A 19036-nucleotide genomic window follows, 5' to 3' on the forward strand; every position below is an offset into this window, starting at 1 on the left:
AGGAGGGGTTTTGATGCGCAAAGACGAAGTTTACAATACGTTAGCCAGAGACATCTTAAAGCACTGCGGCGGGCCGTCTAATATTTCAAGCTTCACCCACTGTATGACACGTCTGAGGATTACGCCTTTTGACAAGGACCAAACAGACATTGAAGCTTTGAAACAGCTCGAAGGCGTCATCGGCGTAGTGGAAGCCGAAACGCTTCAGATCATTCTCGGCGCAGGAGTCGTCAACCATGTCGCCGCCGCTTTCTCAAAACTTACGGCGGCAGAACAAAACTTCGATTTAAAAGAAGCCGCCTCACAAAAAAAAGCAGATATCAACAGAAAAAACGCGACACCGATTAAATTATTTCTAAGAAAAATATCCAGCATCTTCATCCCTCTCATTCCCGCACTCATTGCATCAGGCTTAATTACCGGCATCACAAAAGCCGTCATTCAGGCCGGCTGGCTCTCAAAAGAATCCCAAATCGCACTTATATTAACGGTTATCGGCTCAGGCTTATTCGCTTACCTCGGCGTCTTAGTCGGTATAAATGCCGCCAAAGAATTCGGGGGAACACCCGCGATGGGCGGATTGGCAGGCATTTTGATCCTTAATCCCGAGATCGCCAATATCAGTTTATTCGGAGAAAATCTCCTTCCTGGCAGGGGCGGGCTGATCGGCGTCCTTTTCGCAGCCATTTTTATCGCTTATACCGAACGATTCATCAGGCGGTATATTCATCAATCGATCGACATCATCGTTACGCCTACCATATCTTTACTCATTACCGGATTGGTTACGTATGTCGTCTTTATTCCTGCAGGCGGTGTTATTTCCGATCTCATCACCTCAGGTTTATTGTCGCTGCTGCAATTGGGCGGTGTTATTTCCGGATTCGTATTAGGCGCCGCTTTCCTGCCCCTTGTCGTCACAGGCCTTCACCAAGGTTTGACCCCCGTGCATCTGGAATTAATCCGTTCCATCGGGGATGATCCGCTTCTCCCTATTCTCGCGATGGGAGGCGCAGGCCAAGTCGGCGCGGCCTTCGCCGTCTTCATGAAAACAAAAAAAGCCTCACTGAAAAGAGCGATAGGAGGCGGACTGCCATCCGGCCTTCTGGGGATCGGAGAACCGCTTATTTTCGGCGTCACTCTCCCGCTCGGCCGGCCGTTTTTGACAGCATGTCTGGGTGCGGGGATTGGCGGGGCCTTCCAAGCCCATTTTCAAGTGGCGACATTCTCCATCGGCGTTTCCGGGCTCCCGCTCTCTTTTCTCGTTCACCCGTCACAAATCTTCATATATATCATCGGTCTGCTTATTTCCTACGCAGCAGGCTTCTTATTCACCTATGCTTTCGGATTTACAGACGACATGGCTGCTGAATTCGATTAAGCCGGGAGGGATCAATCTATGAAAACGATGGTAATCGCATTACTCACGGTCACGTTAAGCCTTTCTTTACTGCTGCCGCATAAAGCCTTCGCTCAATCCAAAACATACGATACAGCAAAGCTGAGAAAGGTTGATCAAATGATTGAAAAAGACATTGCCGCAGGATTCCCGGGAGCCGTTCTCGTTGTCGTAAAGGACGGACGGGTGATCAAAAAGAAAGCGTACGGCTACAGCAAGAAATATGACGGAGATACACTTTTACACCGGCCGGAAAAGATGAAAACAACAACCATGTTCGATTTAGCCTCCAATACGAAAATGTACGCCGTCAATTTCGCCTTACAGCGCCTGGTCAGCCAAGGAAAGCTTGATATCTGTGAAAAGGTATCCGCTTATTTACCCGATTTCAAGGACAGAAAAGACGATCCGCTGAAAGGAAAAGACAGCATCCGCGTCATTGACGTCCTCCAGCATCAATCCGGGCTGCCATCGAGCTTTTATTTCTATCAGCCGGACACAGCGGGCCAATATTATTCTCAAGATCGAAAAAAAACGATCCGCTATCTCACACGCATACCTTTGGATTACAAACCGGGGACGAAACACGTGTACAGCGATATCGGCTACATGCTTCTCGGCTGCATCATTGAAAACATAACCGGAAAAACCCTTGATGTGTATGCAGAACAAGAGCTGTACAAACCGCTGAAACTGACGCACACGCTGTTCAATCCGCTGCAAAAAGGCTTTAAGGCCAAATCGTTTGCGGCAACTGAACGTTTAGGCAACACAAGAGACGGGGTCATCCATTTTCCCAACATAAGGACTTATACGCTGCAAGGCGAGGTTCACGATGAAAAGGCATTTTACTCCATGGGGGGAGTTTCCGGGCATGCCGGGCTGTTCTCCCGAGCCGATGACATGGCCGTCCTGCTTCAAGTCATGCTGAACAGCGGCAGTTATAAGCACGCTTCACTCTTCACCAAACAAACCGCTGAACTGTTCACAACGGCCGCTTCCTCCGATCCGACATACGCTCTTGGCTGGCGGAAAAACGGCAGCAAAGACATGGAGTGGATGTTCGGCCCTTATGCCAGCAAGCAGGCTTACGGACACACGGGATGGACCGGTACAGTAACCATTATTGACCCGTCTTACAAACTGGGCATTGCACTGTTAACGAATAAAAAGCATTCACCCGTCGCCAATCCCGCTGAAAACCCGAATGTATTCGAAGAAGACCTTTTTCCAACCGGGAGTTACGGAAGTGTCATAAAAGCGATTTACGAAGCAATTGAATGACAACCTATGTCTTTTGTCCAAACTATGACGGCAGGAGGATACCATTATGAAACTTGTCATCTCAGCAGTATTACTGTTGTTTATTGTTTTCGGAACACATCAGGCCGCCACAAAGCAAGATATTCCATCTCAGGCGAAGCAAGCGGTAGCACGCATGACATTAGATGAGAAATTAGGGCAGATGCTCATGCCTGATTTTCGCAATTGGCAAAAAGATGGGCAGTCATCACCACAGGCATTTACCCAAATGAATAACGAAGTCGCAGGGCTTATTAAAAAATATCAATTCGGCGGGGTTATTTTATTTGCAGAAAATGTAAGAAACACAGAGCAAACTGTCCGCCTTACAGATGCTTTTCAAAAGGCAAGCCCGAAAATTCCGCTTTTATTAAGCATTGATCAAGAAGGCGGAATCGTGACAAGACTTGGTGAGGGGACTCATTTCCCAGGCAATATGGCCCTTGGCGCTGCAAGAAAACCAGCTTACGCGTCCCAGACAGGCGCCATCATCGGAAAAGAGCTTAAGGCCTTAGGCATCAATACAAATTTCGCACCCGTTCTGGACATTAATAACAATCCCGGCAATCCGGTCATCGGCGTCAGATCATTCAGTGCAAAGCGGAATCTGACGGCGTCACTCGGCCTTGCCTCCATGAAAGCTCAGCAAAAACAGAATGTTGCCACAGCCGTCAAACATTTCCCGGGACATGGCGACACGGATGTCGACAGCCATTACGGCCTGCCGCTTGTTACCCACAGCCAAGAAAGGCTTCGTGAAATCGAGCTTTATCCTTTCCAGCAGGCAATCAAAGCCGGAGCCGACATGGTCATGACAGCGCACGTGCAATTTCCGGCGTTTGATGATACCACCTATAAAAGCAAACTGGACGGTTCAAATATCCTCGTACCCGCTACACTCTCAAAAAAAGTCATGACTCACCTTCTCCGTGAAGAAATGGGCTTTGACGGCGTCATCGTCACGGATGCATTAAATATGAAAGCAATCGCCGATCATTTCGGACAGGAAGAGGCGGTCGTCATGGCAATAAAAGCAGGGGTCGATATCGCCCTGATGCCTGCTCAGGTCACGTCACTGCAAACAGAAAAACGTTTTGAAGGCGTCCTTTCTGCCTTAAAAAAAGCGGTTCAAAAAGGGGATATCCCCCTTCAGCAAATTAACGAATCCGTTGAGCGTATCATTTCCCTGAAATTAAAGCGCGGCATTTATCCCGCACCGAAAGAAACAATCCTGAAAAAGAAAATCTCAAAAGCAGAGCAGACCGTCGGCAGCAAGAGCCATTTGAAGACAGAAAAAAAGATTGCTGAAAAAGCAGTGACCGTCTTAAAAAACGAGGACCGGACACTTCCGTTCAAGCCGAAAAAAAACAGCCGCGTCCTCATTGCCGCACCTTATGAAGACCAAACAGCATCAATGGAAGAAACCGTACGGCAGCTCATCAAGAAAAAAAAGATCAAGCCGGTAACCGTCAGCAAAATAAACTTTGCGGAGCGCACCTTTAATGACGAAGATAAAAAGAAAGCGGCCAATGCGGATTATATGATTACAGGCTCATATGTCGTAAAAAATGACCCTGTCGTTAACGACGGCGTCATCGATGATTCCGTGACAGATCCCGGCAAATGGACGACGGCTTTCCCTCGGGCACTGATGAAAGCAGCACAATCTTATCAAAAACCCTTTGTGCTGGTGAGCCTGCGAAATCCGTACGACGCCGCCAATTTTGAAGAAGCAAAAGCTCTCGTCGCCGTCTACGGTTTCAAGGGATATGCGGACGGACAATACCTCCAGCCAAACATACCGGCCGGCATCGAAGCGATATTCGGGCAGACAAAACCGAAAGGCTTGCTGCCGGCGGATATCCCTTCCGTCACCCATCCCGGAAAGACGCTGTACCCATTTGGATACGGTCTCAACATCAAAACAGGAAAACCGCTTTAAACAGGAGGGCTTATGATGAAAAAACAAACGGCTGCGCTTCTCGCCGGATTACTCGTCATCGGCGCCATGACGGCAGTCTCGGCTTCTTCCGATACAGACATTCGAATCGCCAAGAAAGCGAAAGTACAAACAGGCATCGACCGCTTGCTGAAAGACTATAAAAAACAGCTGAAAGGGAAAAGAATCGGACTGATTACCAATCCGACCGGTGTAAACTCATCAATGAAAAGCAGTGTTGATGTGCTTTACGAGGCACCGGACATTCACCTGACAGCATTATTCAGTCCGGAACACGGCGTTCGCGGCGACGCCCAAGCCGGAGACAAGGTCACATCATATATTGACGAAAAAACAGGCCTTCCCGTCTACAGTCTATACGGAGACACGAAAAAACCGACGCACGAGATGCTGAAAGATACAGATGTTCTGATCTTTGATATTCAAGACGTCGGCACACGGTACTACACCTACATTTATACAATGGCTTATGCGATGGAAGCTGCCAAGGAAAAAGGCATTCCTTTCTTCGTCTTAGACCGGCCCAATCCCCAAGGCCGACGAAGCCCTGACGGCCCGGTTCTGGAGCCCGATTACGCTTCCTTTGTCGGACTGTACCCGATTGCAATGAAGCACGGGATGACCATCGGTGAGCTTGCTCTATTATTCAATCGGGAATTTCAAATTGGGGCCGACCTCACCGTAGTGAAAATGAAGCATTGGAAACGGACGATGACAATTGAAGACACCGGTCTGCCTTTTGTCCTGCCGTCGCCTAACATTCCGACTCCGGACAGCATATTCGCATACTCCGCAACAGGCTTAATTGAAGGCACAAATGTATCAGAAGGAAGAGGCACAACGAAGCCGTTTGAATTCCTCGGCGCACCTTACATGAAAAGCACCGAGCTTGAGGAACGCCTTAACGGCCTCAAGCTCCCTGGCGTCACATTCAGAGCCGCTTCATTTATCCCGAGCTTCTCAAAGCATCAAGGCAAGCTATGCCACGGAGTACAATTATATGTGACGAACAGAAACACATTCGAAGCAGCCAAAACAGGCCTCTCAATTATTAAAACGATCCACAGCCTATATCCGAATGACTTTTCATTCTTGGCGACAGGATCTTTCGACAAATTAATCGGCAACGGCTGGGTGCGCAAAAAAATAGAAAACGGCGCTTCTATTGAAGAAATAATGAACACGTATCAACGCCGCCTCGACCAATTCAAGCTCGTGAGAAAGCAATACCTCATTTACTGACAATATTCTTGTTACACGTGAAACGTTTTTCGACGCTTTTCTCCTTTCCACTTTTCATAGGAAAACATTCATTTATTTGGTACAATTTAATTGATAATTATTATCATTTGAATGAATGTTTCCTAAAAAGGTGGTCTCTTATGCAAAACGCATTGTTCTTTCAGCCAATTGACTTTGTCTCCATTAAAAAAACCGCAGAACTCCTGTCAGAACATCAGCTTACCGATTCTCCGGTACTGATCTTTCATCTAAAAGGCAAAGGGCGTATTGATATTGGAACAGACAGCTTCCCTCTGCAGAAAGAAACGCTCTACATCTGTCCTTCTGAAGAGACATTCAGTATCGAACCGGCGCCGTCAAGCTCTATCCATCTGTACATTGTCAGGCTCCGCGCCTTCTCTTATTCAAAAGACGACAGAGCCATGCTTCCCCGGATTGGCGAAGACATCTTTCACGGTCTGCAGCAAATGAATATACAAACGGTTGAAAATCTGACAAGCCGGCTTCAGTCACTGGCTGAAAATGCCCAATCGTCTGACACGCTTATGAAAATGAAATATACAGCTGATTTTCAGCAGCTTATGTACGACCTCTATTCGGCAAATGTATGCCATCAATACAATACAAAAACAGCGATCGAACAGACAAAGCAATTTATAAAGGCACAATCCGACACGAAAATAACACTCACTCAGCTTGCCCAAATGGCCGGAATCAGTGCTAAACATTACAGTGAAACCTTTAAAAAGCTATATGGGAAAAGCGTGACAGAATACATAACAGACATCCGCATAACAAATGCAAAAAAACTGATGGCCAAAGCAAACTGCAAATTAAGAGAAATCGCTCATCAAACCGGCTACCAGGACGAATTTTATTTCAGCCGCATCTTCAAAAAGCACACCGGCAGCTCACCTACAAGCTATATGAAAAAAAGGCGCACAAAGATGGCGGCATACGGGAAAGAAATGATAGGGCATCTGATTCCGCTCCATCATATTCCTTACGCGGCGGCGCTTCACCCGAAATGGACAGCCTATTATTACAAACAATTTGCTCCCGATATTCCAATTCATCTCAGCGCTTACCGTTCAAATGCGAACTGGGAAGAGAATCTGCAAATGCTGTCTCAAGCGGCCCCCGACGTCATTTTAAGTATGGATTCGGTCAGTAAGGAAGAAAAAAATCGTTTACATAAAATAACCGACGTTTTTTATCTTCCGTCACAAGAAAATTGGAGAACGCAATTTCTGCTTACAGCTGCATACTTAAACGAGGAGAAGGAAGCACAGCATTGGCTGGAGATGTATCAAAACCTGGTACATTCTGCGAAGGAATCTCTGGTGAACCTGCAAAAGCATTGTTTCTTATTTATCCGCCTTTATAAGGAAGATTTTTATCTTGTGCATAACAAAAGCATTCAAGATGTCTTTTTCGGAGATCTGGCCTTCCATTCTGCAAAACCGGAATTTGCCGCAGACCAAAAGATTTCATTCAACATGCTGACAGATTGCCAAGCTGACTGTCTCATGCTCTTTATCTGTAAAGAACCGGAGACGCTTGACTATTTTCAGCGCATTCAGCAGACCGCGGAATGGCAGAACCTTAGAGCCGTCCGCGATAAACGGGTGTTTCCCGTTTCATCAGATCCATGGGGTGAATATTCTCCAAGCGGCCATCAGCGGATCATTCAGCAAACCATTTCCATTTTTTCCGAAGATCGTCCATGGTAATACCGGAAATTGTCCATGGTCTTCTGCCTGTTCATTCTCTATAATTCCAATTGATAATAGTTATCAATTGAACAGGAGGAACAATAGATGAAAAAATTCGCATTTGCTTTCATGATTCTGCTTTTAGCTTTCACGGCCGGGGCTTGCGGCAGCTCAGAGACATCTGATACAGCAAGTAAAGGAAAGAGCGCTTCTTCAGATAGAAAGAAAATTGAGTACCTCGGAAAAACATATGAGGTGAAAGCGCCAACCGATAAACTCGCCATTACAGGCAGTGTGGAATCAATGGAAGACGCCAAATTGCTTGACGTCCATCCGGCAGGAGCCATTTCATTCTCAGGCAAATTCCCTGATTTATTTAAAGACATCACAGACAAATCCGTATCCACAGGAGAAAAGATGCAGCCGAATATGGAGAAAATTCTCGAGCTCCAGCCTGATGTCATTCTGGCATCAACAAAGTTCCCGGAAAAAACGTTAAAAAAATTGAGCAGCACTGCTGAGACCATCCCTGTCTCTCATATCTCATCAAACTGGAAAGACAATATGATGCTGCTCGCCCAGCTCACGGGTAAAGAGAAAAAAGCGAAACAGATCATTGCAGATTATGAGCAGGATCTGAAACAGACAAAAACAAAAATCAATAACAAAGCGAAAAAATCAAACGCGCTTGTCATCAGAATCAGACAAGGCAATATCTATATTTATCCGGAACAAGTATATTTCAACTCTACGCTATACGGTGATTTAGGCCTGAAGGCGCCTGCCGAAGTAAAAGCGGCAAAAGCGCAGGAACTCATTTCTCTGGAAAAATTAAGCGAAATGAATCCCGACCATATCTTTGTACAATTTTCAGATGATGAGAACGCAGATAAGCCGGATGCTTTAAAAGACTTAGAGAAAAACCCGATCTGGAAAAGCCTGAAGGCGGTCAAAGAAGACCATGTATACGTCAATACGATTGATCCTTTAGCCCAAGGCGGAACGGCTTGGAGTAAAATCCGCTTCTTAAAAGTCGCGGCTGATAAATTGACTCAAGACTAATAAAAGAGTAGGTTTTTCACATGTATTCAAAACGGCGGACACACATGATTTTAATCGCTGCTCCGTTTGCCATTGTTCTGTCATTGCTGCTTTCCGTTTTATATGGCGCAAAGCAGCTTGACGCTCATACTGTATTTTCCGCATTGCTTCATTTTAATCCGGAAAATACCGATCATCAGATCATATGGCATTCAAGAACCCCAAGGGCGGCCGGCGCTATGTTTATCGGCGCGGCCCTTGCTGTTTCCGGAGCGCTCATGCAGGGAATCACACGGAACTATTTAGCGTCGCCTTCGATTATGGGTGTATCGGACGGTTCCGCTTTCATCATTACGCTTTGCATGGTTTTGCTCCCTCAATCAACATCCATTGAATTGATCATATACTCGTTCATCGGCTCTGCATTTGGCGCCGCCCTGGTTTTCGGGCTGGCCTCCATTCTTCCCGGCGGCTTTACCCCGGTGCAGCTTGCAATCATCGGCACGGTGACAAGTATGCTTCTCAGCAGTCTATCGGCTGCGCTTTCTATCTATTTTCAAATCTCGCAGGATCTCAGTTTCTGGTACAGCGCAAGACTCCATCAAATGAACCCTGATTTTTTGAAACTGGCCATCCCGTTTTTTGCAATAGGAATCATCGTTGCAATGATTCTAAGCAAAAAAGTCACCGCTGTATCATTAGGAGACGACATTTCAAAAAGTCTGGGACAGCAGAAAAGGACCATCAAACTCATCGCTATGGCAGCCGTTGTGATATTAACCGGAAGCTCTGTGGCGCTTGCCGGAAAAATAGCCTTTGTCGGATTGGTCGTCCCGCACATCACACGATTTCTTGTCGGGTCGGATTACAGCCGGCTGATTCCTTGTTCCTGCATCATCGGCGGGGTTTTCCTGACACTTTGCGATCTTGCCAGCCGATTTATTAATTATCCGTTTGAGACACCGATCGAAGTCGTCACATCCATCGTCGGCGTTCCTTTCTTTCTTTATCTGATTAAAAGAAAAGGAGGGGATCAGCGTGGTTCGTAAAATGGCCGGAATCTATATGATCCTGATCGCTTTGATTCTGCTTGTAAGCTATGTCAGCATGACAAGCGGTTCCTTTTCCGCAAAGCCGGGAGAACTGCTCAGTACGCTCTTTCATATACATCCTAATCCGCAATATGAAATTTTGCTGTTTCAGCTGAGGCTGCCCCGCATCGTTATGGCCGCCGCCGTCGGACTCGGATTGGGAATAGCCGGAGCCGTCATCCAAGCCGTCACCAAAAACGGACTTGCAGATCCGGGCATACTGGGTATTAACGCAGGAGCCGGAGCGGGCATTGTTGCATTTATGCTGCTGTTTCAGGGACAATCCGAAGCGACAGCACTGGCATCCGCGATGGGTATGCCTTTTTTCGGTCTCATCGGCGGACTGATGGCGGCAGTTTTCATTTATATTTTCGCTTGGCACAGAGGCCATCTGGAATCCGGGAGAATCATTCTCGTCGGGATCGCCATGAATTCCGGATTCAGCGCGCTGTCTTTATTTTTATCGTTAAAAATGGACCCGCAAGATTATGAGATGGCGATGGTCTGGAAAAACGGCAGCATCTGGTCGGCAAACTGGATGACAATTACGGCGATTCTGCCGTGGCTGATTGTATTCATTCCTTTACTGATCACAAAATCTTCATTGCTGGATACCATCCGTTTTGACGAAGACACAGTAAAAAGCCTCGGTGTTTCAACGAATAGAGAAAAAACGATTCTACTGGTTGCCTGCATCGCCCTTATCAGCGCGTGCGTTTCCGCAGCAGGCAGCATGGGATTTGTCGGACTGATCGCGCCTCATATTTCCCGCAGGCTTGCCGGTATTGAGCACCGATATTCATTACCCGTCAGCGGCTTGATCGGCATGCTTCTCGTCATATCCGCCGACTTTGCGGGTAAACTGTTCTTCCAGCCGTCAGAGGTTCCCGCAGGTATTATTCTCGCCATCCTGGGCGTTCCTTATTTCTTCTATCTGCTGTTTAAGCAAAAGAAGGGGATGAACGCATGAGAGGCACGCTCACGGAACAGCATATAAATGGAAGTAATAAATGCACAGTGTATCTCCCGCCTTCCTATTCGGCTCATACGGAGGCTTTCCCTTGTGTATACGTACTGGATGGGGGTTCTTTGTTTTTAGAGCAGATTGATTTTCTCGAAACACAATTTGCACAAGGAAAACTGCCCGAACTCATCTTTGCAGGGATTGAGCCGGATAATAGACTAGATGAGTACACACCATGGCCTGCGCCATCCCTCAGCCCCGATTACCAAGGCTTCGGCGGCAAAGGGGAGCTTTATCTATATGATTTGATACATCATCTCATCCCAAAGGTTGAAGAGAACTGGAACATATCCAAAAACCCCAGTACAAGAGGTTTAATCGGCGCTTCGTTAGGCGGACTGTTTTCCATGTACGCCTTTTTACAAAAACCTGACGTATTCGGCAGAATCGGCTGTATTTCCGGTTCCTTCTGGTATGAAAAATCGGCAGGCTACGTCCGCTCCGCATCTTTGCAGCCAAAACAGCAGCGTATTTATATGTCTGTCGGCACCCGCGAAGCAGAACATAAAAACAACATCCAAAACAAGATGGTCAAGCGGAACATAGATGTTCATGAAAGCCTTAAAAACAAAGGCTTTTCCTCATCTCAGCTCTCGTTCACTATCGAAAAAGATGCCGTGCACCATCAAGAAGCTTTTATCAAGCAATTCGATTCAGCCTTAAACTGGCTATACGGAAAAAACCGCTCACGTGGCTGAGCGGTTTTTTTCATACTTAATGACGACCGGCTTCAATTCAAATCGTTTCAGCAAAAAGCCGAATAAAGCGGCAAGAATTTGCTGAAAAAGCATCCCGATGACGACCGGAACCGCCACTTGTGATGGAAAAAAAGAAACGGCAAGAACGGCTCCCGCGCTGATATTACGCATACCTCCCGTATAAATCAGCGATACGATTTCATCCTGGCTCCGCTTCATCAGCCTTCCGATCAGCCAAGCAACCGCATAGCCCGTCATCGCGATAAAAAATACCATTGCCGCGATGCCAGCGAATCTTGCATCCACATGCTTTACATACGGCGCGATTTCTGAACTGTTAATCGCAATGACAATCATCAGACAGATTTTAGAAAAGGGAGACAGCGTCCGGCTTACCGCTTGCGTCCTGGCCGGCGAAGAAAACTGGTTGACAAGCATACCCAAAATAGAAGGGATTACCACCATCTCCACCAGCCCTTTCATCATTCCCCACACATCCATTTGGACATTTGCCCCGGCCAATACAGAAAGGCTTAACGGAACGATAAAAGGAGAAAGCACGGTATCAACAAGAATAATGGAAAGCGTTAATCCGACATTCCCCTTATACATCGCAGCCCAAATCAAACTCGTAATTCCGGTTGGAATCACCACGCCCATAATAAGCCCCGTCGTGGTTAAAGGATCGCCGCTGAATATCAGATGGCCGCTTCCCCATGCAAAAACCGGCATGAAGATATGCAAAACAAATAAAGCCATAATCATAGGGAGCGGCTGCTCAATACTGCGTTTCAGCGATTGGAAATTGGCGCTCAAGCTGCCCGTAAACGTAATAAACGCGAAAATCCACGGCACAGCCCCGCCCATCCAGCTGATGTGCTGCGATAACAGCACACCTGCCGCTACACTTGAGGGAGTTAAAAGCGGCATAATCCTCCCCAACACTTGATTCATCTTCTGAAGCAACATCATATGCAAGTCTCCTATATACGGTTTTCAAGTCTCATCCATTATAACAATGCAATCCGGCAAATTTAACCGAAAAAAAGCCCGGATATATTCATCCGGACTTCACAAATTCTATGCCATTTGTTTCATTATATCTTGGCTTTTCTGATTTAAACCCTTTAATTCTGCTTCAATTCCTTGTTCTTTACATTTGGCGACAATTTTTTCAAGAGCGGCTGCTCCGGAATCGTCCCAGACATGGGCATCGGTTAAATCAATGACAATCCGCTCGACATCGTCATGATACACGATCGCATTTGTCAGCTCAGTCACAGAAGCAAAAAAGATTTGCCCCGTTACCTTATATGTTCTGACGCTTTTATGCTCGGATTGTGACACAATCGTCAGCTTTGATATTTTAGCCGTAAAAAAGACTGCGCTTAATAACACGCCGGCAAAAACGCCTTTTGATAAATCATTTGTAAGGACGACTGTAACGACGGTAATCACCATAACAATCGAATCAGTCAGCGGGGCTTTCCGCAAACCTTTAATAGATGACCAATCAAACGTGCCGATTGACACCATAACCATCACAGCCACCAGTGCCGCCATCGGAATTTTCACGACGATACCGCTTAAGACGGCAATTAAAAACATCAAAAACGCTCCAGCGACAAAAGCTGATAACCGCCCGCGGCCGCCGGCTTTCGTATTGATGACAGACTGTCCGATCATCGCACACCCGGCCATTCCGCCGAAAAATCCGGTCACGATATTGGCGATCCCTTGTCCGCGGCTTTCTTTGTTTTTGTCACTGTCTGTATCAGTCATTTCATCAATAATTTGAGCCGTCAGCAATGACTCAAGCAAGCCGACTAATGCAAGCGCAAAGGAATACGGGAAAATAATCCGCAATGTCTCAAACGTCCACGGAACATCCGGAATCAAGAAATGCGGAAGTGAACTCGTAATGCCGCCCATATCGCCGACAGTCCGAACATCCGCATGAAAGAAAACCGCAATAACCGTCATGACAATAATAGCCACCAGCGGAGACGGAACAGCTGTCGTAAGCTTCGGCAAAAGATAGATGATGGCAAGTGATCCGGCAAGCATGACGTACATCATCCATGAAGCTCCGGTAAACTGCGGAAGCTGCGCAGAAAAAATTAAAATCGCCAATGCATTCACAAATCCGATCATGACGGAACGCGGAATAAACTTCATTAACCTTGCAATCTTACTGACACCTAAAATAAATTGAATAACACCTGTCAAAATCGTTGCGGCAAATAAATACTGCAGCCCGTGATCTGCCGCCAATGTCACCATCACAACCGCCATAGATCCTGTTGCGGCTGAAATCATTCCCGGTCTGCCGCCGAAGATAGAAATAATAATAGCGATACAAAATGATGCATAGAGGCCAATCATAGGATCGACTCCCGCAATAATCGAAAAACCGATCGCTTCGGGAATTAAAGCCAAAGCAACCAAAATACCGGCCAGAATATCTTTACGGACATTCCCAAACCACTGCTGTTTTAACGTAAAACCATTCAAATTATAACGACTCCTTTTACATATAAAAAATCCGCACCATATCAGTTGGAAGCATTGATTTTCATCGGACGGAACAAAGAAGAATACTTACGGGGAATCGGAAGAAACGCTCAGAGTATAATGTGTTTGAGGAAAGGAATAGTTATACAAAGAGTATCATATTAAATCTTAAAGAAATGTGCAAGGTCAAAAGAAAAACGGCACAAATCGAGGGGTGAAATGAGCCGTTTTGATGATCTGCTTTTATAATAGCTCCGGATCAGACACAAGAATGGTCTTAATTGCGCTGATATCGGTTCTTTCTTTTGTAACCGGATCAATGCCCATCAAGTTCTCTATGGCTTGTTCAAAATTTTCCAACTCTACCTTTTCAGTGATCAAATCATAGAGCTGAGGAAGATCGGAGGCACATGATAACGCAGCCTCCATAATCTGCCGCGCTTCACCCGTTCCGACAATCGTCACACCGTTGGAGAGCAGCTGATACGGCCTGACCTTCATCTCATACGTATCATCAAAGCCCATAGGGACAAGTCTTCCGCCTTTTTCTATTAAAGGATAAGCCCAATCAAGCTGATTCCCGATTGCGTCAAAAATGACATCAAATTTTCTTCCTTGGTTAATCCGCTTTACTTCCTCGACAGTCAAGGCTTCAGGGTGATAGACATAATCGGATATACGGCTGGCCGCCTCACTCCGAAAGCTGCCGATTTCCGTAGCAACCGTCAGCCTTGCCAGTTTTTTCACCATCATCTGTACGAGCAGGCCGATTGGGCCTGATCCCAATACCAATACGGAATCCTCCGGCTGGATTGAGGCCTTGTCCACCACATTCAGCACGCAAGAAAGAGGTTCAACCAATGTGGCCCGCTCCCATTCCATTGAATCCGGAATTTTATACATGAATCGGTCTTCCCCCACATAATATTCCGCAAACGTTCCATGCGCGCCTAGCCCCAGCTGCCAATCCTCAAAGGTTTCACAATAACAGGTCAGCCCTTTTCGGCAATAATAACATTTACCGCAAAATTGCGTAGGATCAATCACAACGCGGTCTCCGACTTGTACATTTGTGACATCTTGACCGACTTCCACGACTGATCCGACTGATTCATGCCCCATAATCATATGATGGGCCGCATTCATTTTTCCTTTTAAAACATTCAAATCAGTACCGCAGATGCCAGTGCCGAAAATTTTCACTTTGACATCATTGGATTTCCGAATCTGAGGCTCGTCCACCTCTTGATATTCGAGTTTATCGTTAGGAGTCCAGACCAACGCCTTCATATCTCTCTTCCTTTCTGCCCCAGCGGATTTGGTCTAACAGCTTTTGATGAAGCTCCTTCGTAGATGCCGCAATACATGATTGCTGATTTTGATAACTTAAATCGGTGAGAAGCGTATTGTCCAAAGACTGGCCATAAGCATCAGTAATGACCACGCCCGCCTTTTTCGCCAAAAATACGCTGGCAGCGATATCATAAGGGAATAAGTGCAAAACCTGTCCGTTCCCGACCTGCTGAAAATCAGACAGCAGTTTCGGGTCATCTTTGAGCAGGCGGTTGCCGATATCAACATAAGCATCCATCTGCCCTGTGATAATTCTGGAGATCGAATAAGAAGCGCTATTGAAAACAAAGACGCCTCCATTATTGGCAGATTGGTCAATCAAGTGTCCGTATGCATCAGTCATGAGATGCGCCGGATGTCCGTTAAATTCAAGGCTCCAGAACATATTTTTTATGTCTTGCACCCCGCTCAAATTCGGTAATTCTCCTTGATAACCTTCAAATTGGATAGCGTCACTATAAATATCACCGTACATATAAGCGCCGGATTTAAGCTCAAGCAAAAAAGCAAATTCAATATCCTTTATTTTTGCGTCCTGCTTATACGAAGCCAATGCAATTGAAATACATGACATTTCAAGCCCCGCAGCAGCCGGCCGCGTTCCGTCTATAGGATCTACAATCAAAATATACTGCGGATTTTCTCCAAACAGCTTCAGCCCGCCATCCTCTGTGTAAAAAGCGATCGGGTATTCCTGCTTCTGAATATAGTCGAGAACCGCATCCTCGGCGGCGGCATCAATGTTAAACTGTGCGTCGCCTCCCGGAGAGTACCCGTTAACCAACCGATTTTTCAGCGTGCCTTTTTGATTTTTCACCTTTTGATAAACGAATTTCCCAAGTTCAATAATATAGTCCCTCACTTGATTTCCTCCAATAGCTTGCGGAGTCTGTAGCAGAGCACCTCAGCCTCACTAAGTGTAATGGTTAAAGGCGGACGGATTTTAAATACATTTCCGAACCCGTATCGGGACGTCCGGAGAATTAACCCGTGATCCATCCCCCGTTTCGCGATATAATTGGTCAGCTCTACATCCGGCTCATTGTTTTCTTTTACAATCTCAACGCCAATCATCAGGCCGACGCCTCTTACATCAGAAATAAAAGCAAAATCCTCTTTCATCGTTTCTAAGCGATCCATAATATAGTTTCCGACAGTCGTCACATTCTCTAAAAAGCCGGGGCGCTGCATAATGTCAATGGTTTTACATGCAGCAGCTGATGCCATCACATTCGAACCGTAAGTAAAGGAATGAGTGTAACCAGGCAGTCCTGTATACTTTTCTTCCGTCAAAGTGGCGGCGACTTGGAAGCCCGTTCCTCCCAGCCCTTTTGCCACAGTCATCATATTAGGTTTTACATCAAAGTGATCGGCAGCAAACATCTTTCCAGTCCGGCCGAAACCAGTTTGAATTTCATCAAAGATCAGAGCGATATCATGCTCATCGCAAAGCTTTCTCAGCTGTTTAAAATATTCCTTAGGCGGAACGACATTTCCTCCGTTTCCGGAGATCGGTTCAACAATCATAGCGGCAATTTTTCCATTGCTCGCATACTCAATAAAATCATTAATTCTTTCTACGCACAGCATGCCGCATGTGTCTGGCTTTTGATTATAAAAACAGCGATTGCAATACGGGTCGGGAACTTGCAGACCAAAAGAAATTTGAGGCGGGAACGGTTCTTTTCGAAATGAATTACCGGATAAAGCAGACGTCATGTAAGTTTGTCCGAGGTGGCTTCTAAATAGGGAGATAACATCAGTTTTTCCGGAATAGTACTGAGCCATTTTAATAGCTCCTTCATTCGCGCCGGAACCGCTGCTGACTTTAGGGTGTACTTTTGTGAGATTATCAGGGGTGATTTCTACAAGTTTTTCAGCCAGTTTGTTAACTGCGTCTGTTTGAAAGGAAGATGTGACATGAATCAGCTTATCTACCTGATCTTTAACAGTATCAATGACTTCTTTGTTTCCATAACCTAAATTCAAGTTAAATGTAGCGGAAGCACAATCAATATATTCATTTCCCTCTTGATCGTACAGGTAAATCCCTTCTCCTCGCTCCATTACTACATCATCAACACTGTAATACAAGCTGTCTGGATTCGTGATTTCCTTCGTTCCCACACTACCACCCCTATTAAATTATTAGAAATTCGCTTTTTATCGTATAAATTATTGAAATTAATGTCAACGTGCTTTTTGTAAAATATGTTAACAATTTGTTAACGTTATCATTAGGGGTATGCGGGGAAAAGTTATGTGATATAGTAACAATAATTGGGTTTAATGTAAAAAAATCTATCGTCACTTCTATCATATTCGCTAAAAATACTATTCACATCATGTCATAACTAGTAGAGGGAAATATTATTTTACCAATAAGGAGATAAAATGATGAAAACTCGTCTGCTGTGGATTGGCTGTTTTTCTTATGGATCAATTGCTTTTACACTCGTTATTCTTGGAGCTGTACTGCCTGAGTTACTCACACATTATTCACAGAGTTACAGTAATGGCGGAGTATTAGTGTTCTCTCAGTTCATGGGTTTCCTAATCGGTGTCCTCGGAATGCCTTACATGGTGAAAAAGCTGGGGCGTAAAAACGTCGTTATCTTTGGCTTGGCGCTGATCAGCTGTGAAATATTTATATCCTTTCTCCCCCCTTGGCCTTTACTCTTTCTTCTTGTGAGCATAGCAGGGCTGGGCGCAGGCTTAGTAGAATCCTGTGTAGGCACCATCATTCTCACCGCTATTAAAGAAAGACAAGCCGTGGCCATGAGCAAGATGGAGGTTGCCTACGGACTGGGCGCGCTGTTTATGCCGCTGCTGTCAGGCTTTCTTATCAACAGCCACATGTGGACATTAGCATTTTCGATATTAGGATTAAGCAGTTTGGCGCTTTTGGTTGCTTGGAAACAAATGAGCTTCGGCAGTATTGATCAATTGCTCATACGTAAAGAAGACTCTCCCGGCACCGATAAAAAAGAAAGCCCAGGCTACCGGGCTCATGGATTGCTGTTTATTTCGATGGCGGCCGCTTACTTCTTCTTCTACGGAGGCAGCGAAGTATCGATCGTGCATTTTATCCCCTCAATCTTCGCTGAGAAATGGGATATCCCCAACTCTTTGGCAACGATAACGGTAACAATTTATTGGACCGGCATGATCATCGGACGGTTACTAACAGGTCCGGTATCAGAAAAATTAACCTATCACAGGTTTCTCCGTCTCATAAGCATTGGCGGTCTGGCCGCACTTGCCGTATTGTCGTTAAGTAAAACCGTTTGGCTCGGTTTTGCTCTTTGTTTCTTCTTAGGTCTGTTCATGGCTGGTATGTTCGCAATCGCATTAATCATCACCAATCACTTTTACCCCGGAAAAACAGAACAAACCACCAGCATCCTGCTTGCTTCCAATGGACTGGGAGGATCAATTCTTCCGATTGCTGTCGGCTGGAGCTTAGATGAATATCCGGCACAAACAGCTTTCTGGCTGTTCACAGCATTGATGCTGATCATGCTCCTGATTGTGTTCGGTTTAAGAATGCTCGAGACAATGAAATCAAACAGCCTAAGAAATCATAGCAGCAAAGCAAAGTCTATATGAACATAAAAAGCTAATGCTCTCTTCAAGAGGCATTAGCTTTTACACGTTAGGAATCTTTTCTAAAAGAAAAAACCCAGCTCATTCTGAG

15 protein-coding genes are annotated in these 19036 nt (G+C 45.7%); 10 read left to right on the forward strand and 5 right to left on the reverse strand.

The window, feature by feature from the left end; all coding sequences use genetic code 11:
* The first annotated feature begins 13 nt into the window (after positions 1-13).
* From J7E26_RS12140 to J7E26_RS12180, 9 genes are all read left to right on the forward strand, one after another.
* Positions 14-1381, forward strand: a complete 1368-nt coding sequence (locus tag J7E26_RS12140) for a PTS transporter subunit EIIC (RefSeq protein WP_214813384.1) — start codon at positions 14-16, stop codon at positions 1379-1381.
* 18 nt (positions 1382-1399) lie between these two features.
* Positions 1400-2683 (forward strand): penicillin binding protein PBP4B, encoded by a 1284-nt coding sequence (gene pbp4b / locus J7E26_RS12145; protein ID WP_214813385.1) that lies wholly within the window; start codon positions 1400-1402, stop codon positions 2681-2683.
* Positions 2684-2729: 46 nt separating this feature from the next.
* A complete protein-coding gene (locus tag J7E26_RS12150; RefSeq protein WP_214813386.1) occupies positions 2730-4643 on the forward strand; it encodes a glycoside hydrolase family 3 protein in 1914 nt (637 codons plus the stop codon).
* Between the two features lie 15 nt (positions 4644-4658).
* The gene (locus J7E26_RS12155; protein WP_214813388.1) at positions 4659-5903 is read left to right on the forward strand and encodes an exo-beta-N-acetylmuramidase NamZ family protein; all 1245 of its coding nucleotides are present in this window, start codon (positions 4659-4661) and stop codon (positions 5901-5903) included.
* Between the two features lie 140 nt (positions 5904-6043).
* On the forward strand, positions 6044-7636 hold the full coding sequence (gene btr, locus J7E26_RS12160) for a bacillibactin transport transcriptional regulator Btr (protein WP_214813390.1): 1593 nt from the start codon (positions 6044-6046) through the stop codon (positions 7634-7636).
* Between the two features lie 87 nt (positions 7637-7723).
* Positions 7724-8680, forward strand: coding sequence for an iron-hydroxamate ABC transporter substrate-binding protein (locus tag J7E26_RS12165; RefSeq protein WP_214813392.1), 957 nt, complete (start codon positions 7724-7726; stop codon positions 8678-8680).
* 20 nt (positions 8681-8700) lie between these two features.
* A complete protein-coding gene (locus J7E26_RS12170) occupies positions 8701-9708 on the forward strand; it encodes a FecCD family ABC transporter permease (RefSeq protein WP_214813395.1) in 1008 nt (335 codons plus the stop codon).
* Position 9709: 1 nt separating this feature from the next.
* Positions 9710-10720, forward strand: a complete 1011-nt coding sequence (gene feuC, locus J7E26_RS12175) for a FecCD family ABC transporter permease (protein ID WP_214804223.1) — start codon at positions 9710-9712, stop codon at positions 10718-10720.
* Positions 10717-11472 (forward strand): alpha/beta hydrolase, encoded by a 756-nt coding sequence (locus tag J7E26_RS12180; RefSeq protein ID WP_214804214.1) that lies wholly within the window; start codon positions 10717-10719, stop codon positions 11470-11472. Before feuC ends, J7E26_RS12180 begins: the two co-directional genes overlap by 4 nt.
* On the opposite strand, the gene J7E26_RS12185 is transcribed toward J7E26_RS12180, so the two are convergent.
* From J7E26_RS12185 to J7E26_RS12205, 5 genes are all read right to left on the reverse strand, one after another.
* The gene (locus tag J7E26_RS12185; protein WP_214804224.1) at positions 11461-12402 is read right to left on the reverse strand and encodes a bile acid:sodium symporter family protein; all 942 of its coding nucleotides are present in this window, start codon (positions 12400-12402) and stop codon (positions 11461-11463) included. The two genes, J7E26_RS12180 and J7E26_RS12185, sit on opposite strands and share 12 nt — an antisense overlap.
* 150 nt (positions 12403-12552) lie before the next feature.
* Positions 12553-13986 carry a SulP family inorganic anion transporter gene (locus J7E26_RS12190; RefSeq protein ID WP_214804215.1) on the reverse strand — a complete coding sequence of 478 codons (1434 nt, stop codon included), beginning with the start codon at positions 13984-13986 and terminating at the stop codon, positions 12553-12555.
* A gap of 243 nt (positions 13987-14229) precedes the next feature.
* On the reverse strand, positions 14230-15276 hold the full coding sequence (locus tag J7E26_RS12195; protein WP_214804216.1) for a zinc-dependent alcohol dehydrogenase: 1047 nt from the start codon (positions 15274-15276) through the stop codon (positions 14230-14232).
* Positions 15251-16201 (reverse strand): inositol monophosphatase family protein, encoded by a 951-nt coding sequence (locus J7E26_RS12200; protein WP_214804217.1) that lies wholly within the window; start codon positions 16199-16201, stop codon positions 15251-15253. The genes J7E26_RS12195 and J7E26_RS12200 overlap by 26 nt, the downstream gene beginning before the upstream one ends.
* Positions 16198-17466 carry an aspartate aminotransferase family protein gene (locus J7E26_RS12205; RefSeq protein WP_214804218.1) on the reverse strand — a complete coding sequence of 423 codons (1269 nt, stop codon included), beginning with the start codon at positions 17464-17466 and terminating at the stop codon, positions 16198-16200. The genes J7E26_RS12200 and J7E26_RS12205 overlap by 4 nt, the downstream gene beginning before the upstream one ends.
* Positions 17467-17736: 270 nt before the next feature.
* Between J7E26_RS12205 and J7E26_RS12210 the strand changes: the two genes are divergently transcribed.
* The gene (locus tag J7E26_RS12210) at positions 17737-18948 is read left to right on the forward strand and encodes an MFS transporter (RefSeq protein WP_214804219.1); all 1212 of its coding nucleotides are present in this window, start codon (positions 17737-17739) and stop codon (positions 18946-18948) included.
* The last annotated feature ends 88 nt before the right edge of the window (positions 18949-19036 follow it).

Origin of the sequence: Bacillus sp. ISL-51 (assembly GCF_018613535.1) — a bacterium.
Taxonomy (GTDB): Bacteria; Bacillota; Bacilli; order Bacillales; family Bacillaceae; genus Bacillus.

What these genes read in the sequence shown, in the direction of transcription:
- J7E26_RS12170 (WP_214813395.1), top strand. Translation starts at nt 8,701, where the DNA reads ATGTATTCAAAACGGCGGACACACATGATTTTAATCGCTGCTCCGTTT.
- J7E26_RS12165 (WP_214813392.1), top strand. Translation starts at nt 7,724, where the DNA reads ATGAAAAAATTCGCATTTGCTTTCATGATTCTGCTTTTAGCTTTCACG.
- J7E26_RS12195 (WP_214804216.1), bottom strand. Translation starts at nt 15,276, where the DNA reads ATGAAGGCGTTGGTCTGGACTCCTAACGATAAACTCGAATATCAAGAG.
- pbp4b (WP_214813385.1), top strand. Translation starts at nt 1,400, where the DNA reads ATGAAAACGATGGTAATCGCATTACTCACGGTCACGTTAAGCCTTTCT.
- btr (WP_214813390.1), top strand. Translation starts at nt 6,044, where the DNA reads ATGCAAAACGCATTGTTCTTTCAGCCAATTGACTTTGTCTCCATTAAA.
- J7E26_RS12150 (WP_214813386.1), top strand. Translation starts at nt 2,730, where the DNA reads ATGAAACTTGTCATCTCAGCAGTATTACTGTTGTTTATTGTTTTCGGA.
- J7E26_RS12180 (WP_214804214.1), top strand. Translation starts at nt 10,717, where the DNA reads ATGAGAGGCACGCTCACGGAACAGCATATAAATGGAAGTAATAAATGC.
- J7E26_RS12185 (WP_214804224.1), bottom strand. Translation starts at nt 12,402, where the DNA reads ATGCCGCTTTTAACTCCCTCAAGTGTAGCGGCAGGTGTGCTGTTATCG.
- J7E26_RS12210 (WP_214804219.1), top strand. Translation starts at nt 17,737, where the DNA reads ATGAAAACTCGTCTGCTGTGGATTGGCTGTTTTTCTTATGGATCAATT.
- J7E26_RS12155 (WP_214813388.1), top strand. Translation starts at nt 4,659, where the DNA reads ATGAAAAAACAAACGGCTGCGCTTCTCGCCGGATTACTCGTCATCGGC.
- J7E26_RS12140 (WP_214813384.1), top strand. Translation starts at nt 14, where the DNA reads ATGCGCAAAGACGAAGTTTACAATACGTTAGCCAGAGACATCTTAAAG.
- feuC (WP_214804223.1), top strand. Translation starts at nt 9,710, where the DNA reads ATGGCCGGAATCTATATGATCCTGATCGCTTTGATTCTGCTTGTAAGC.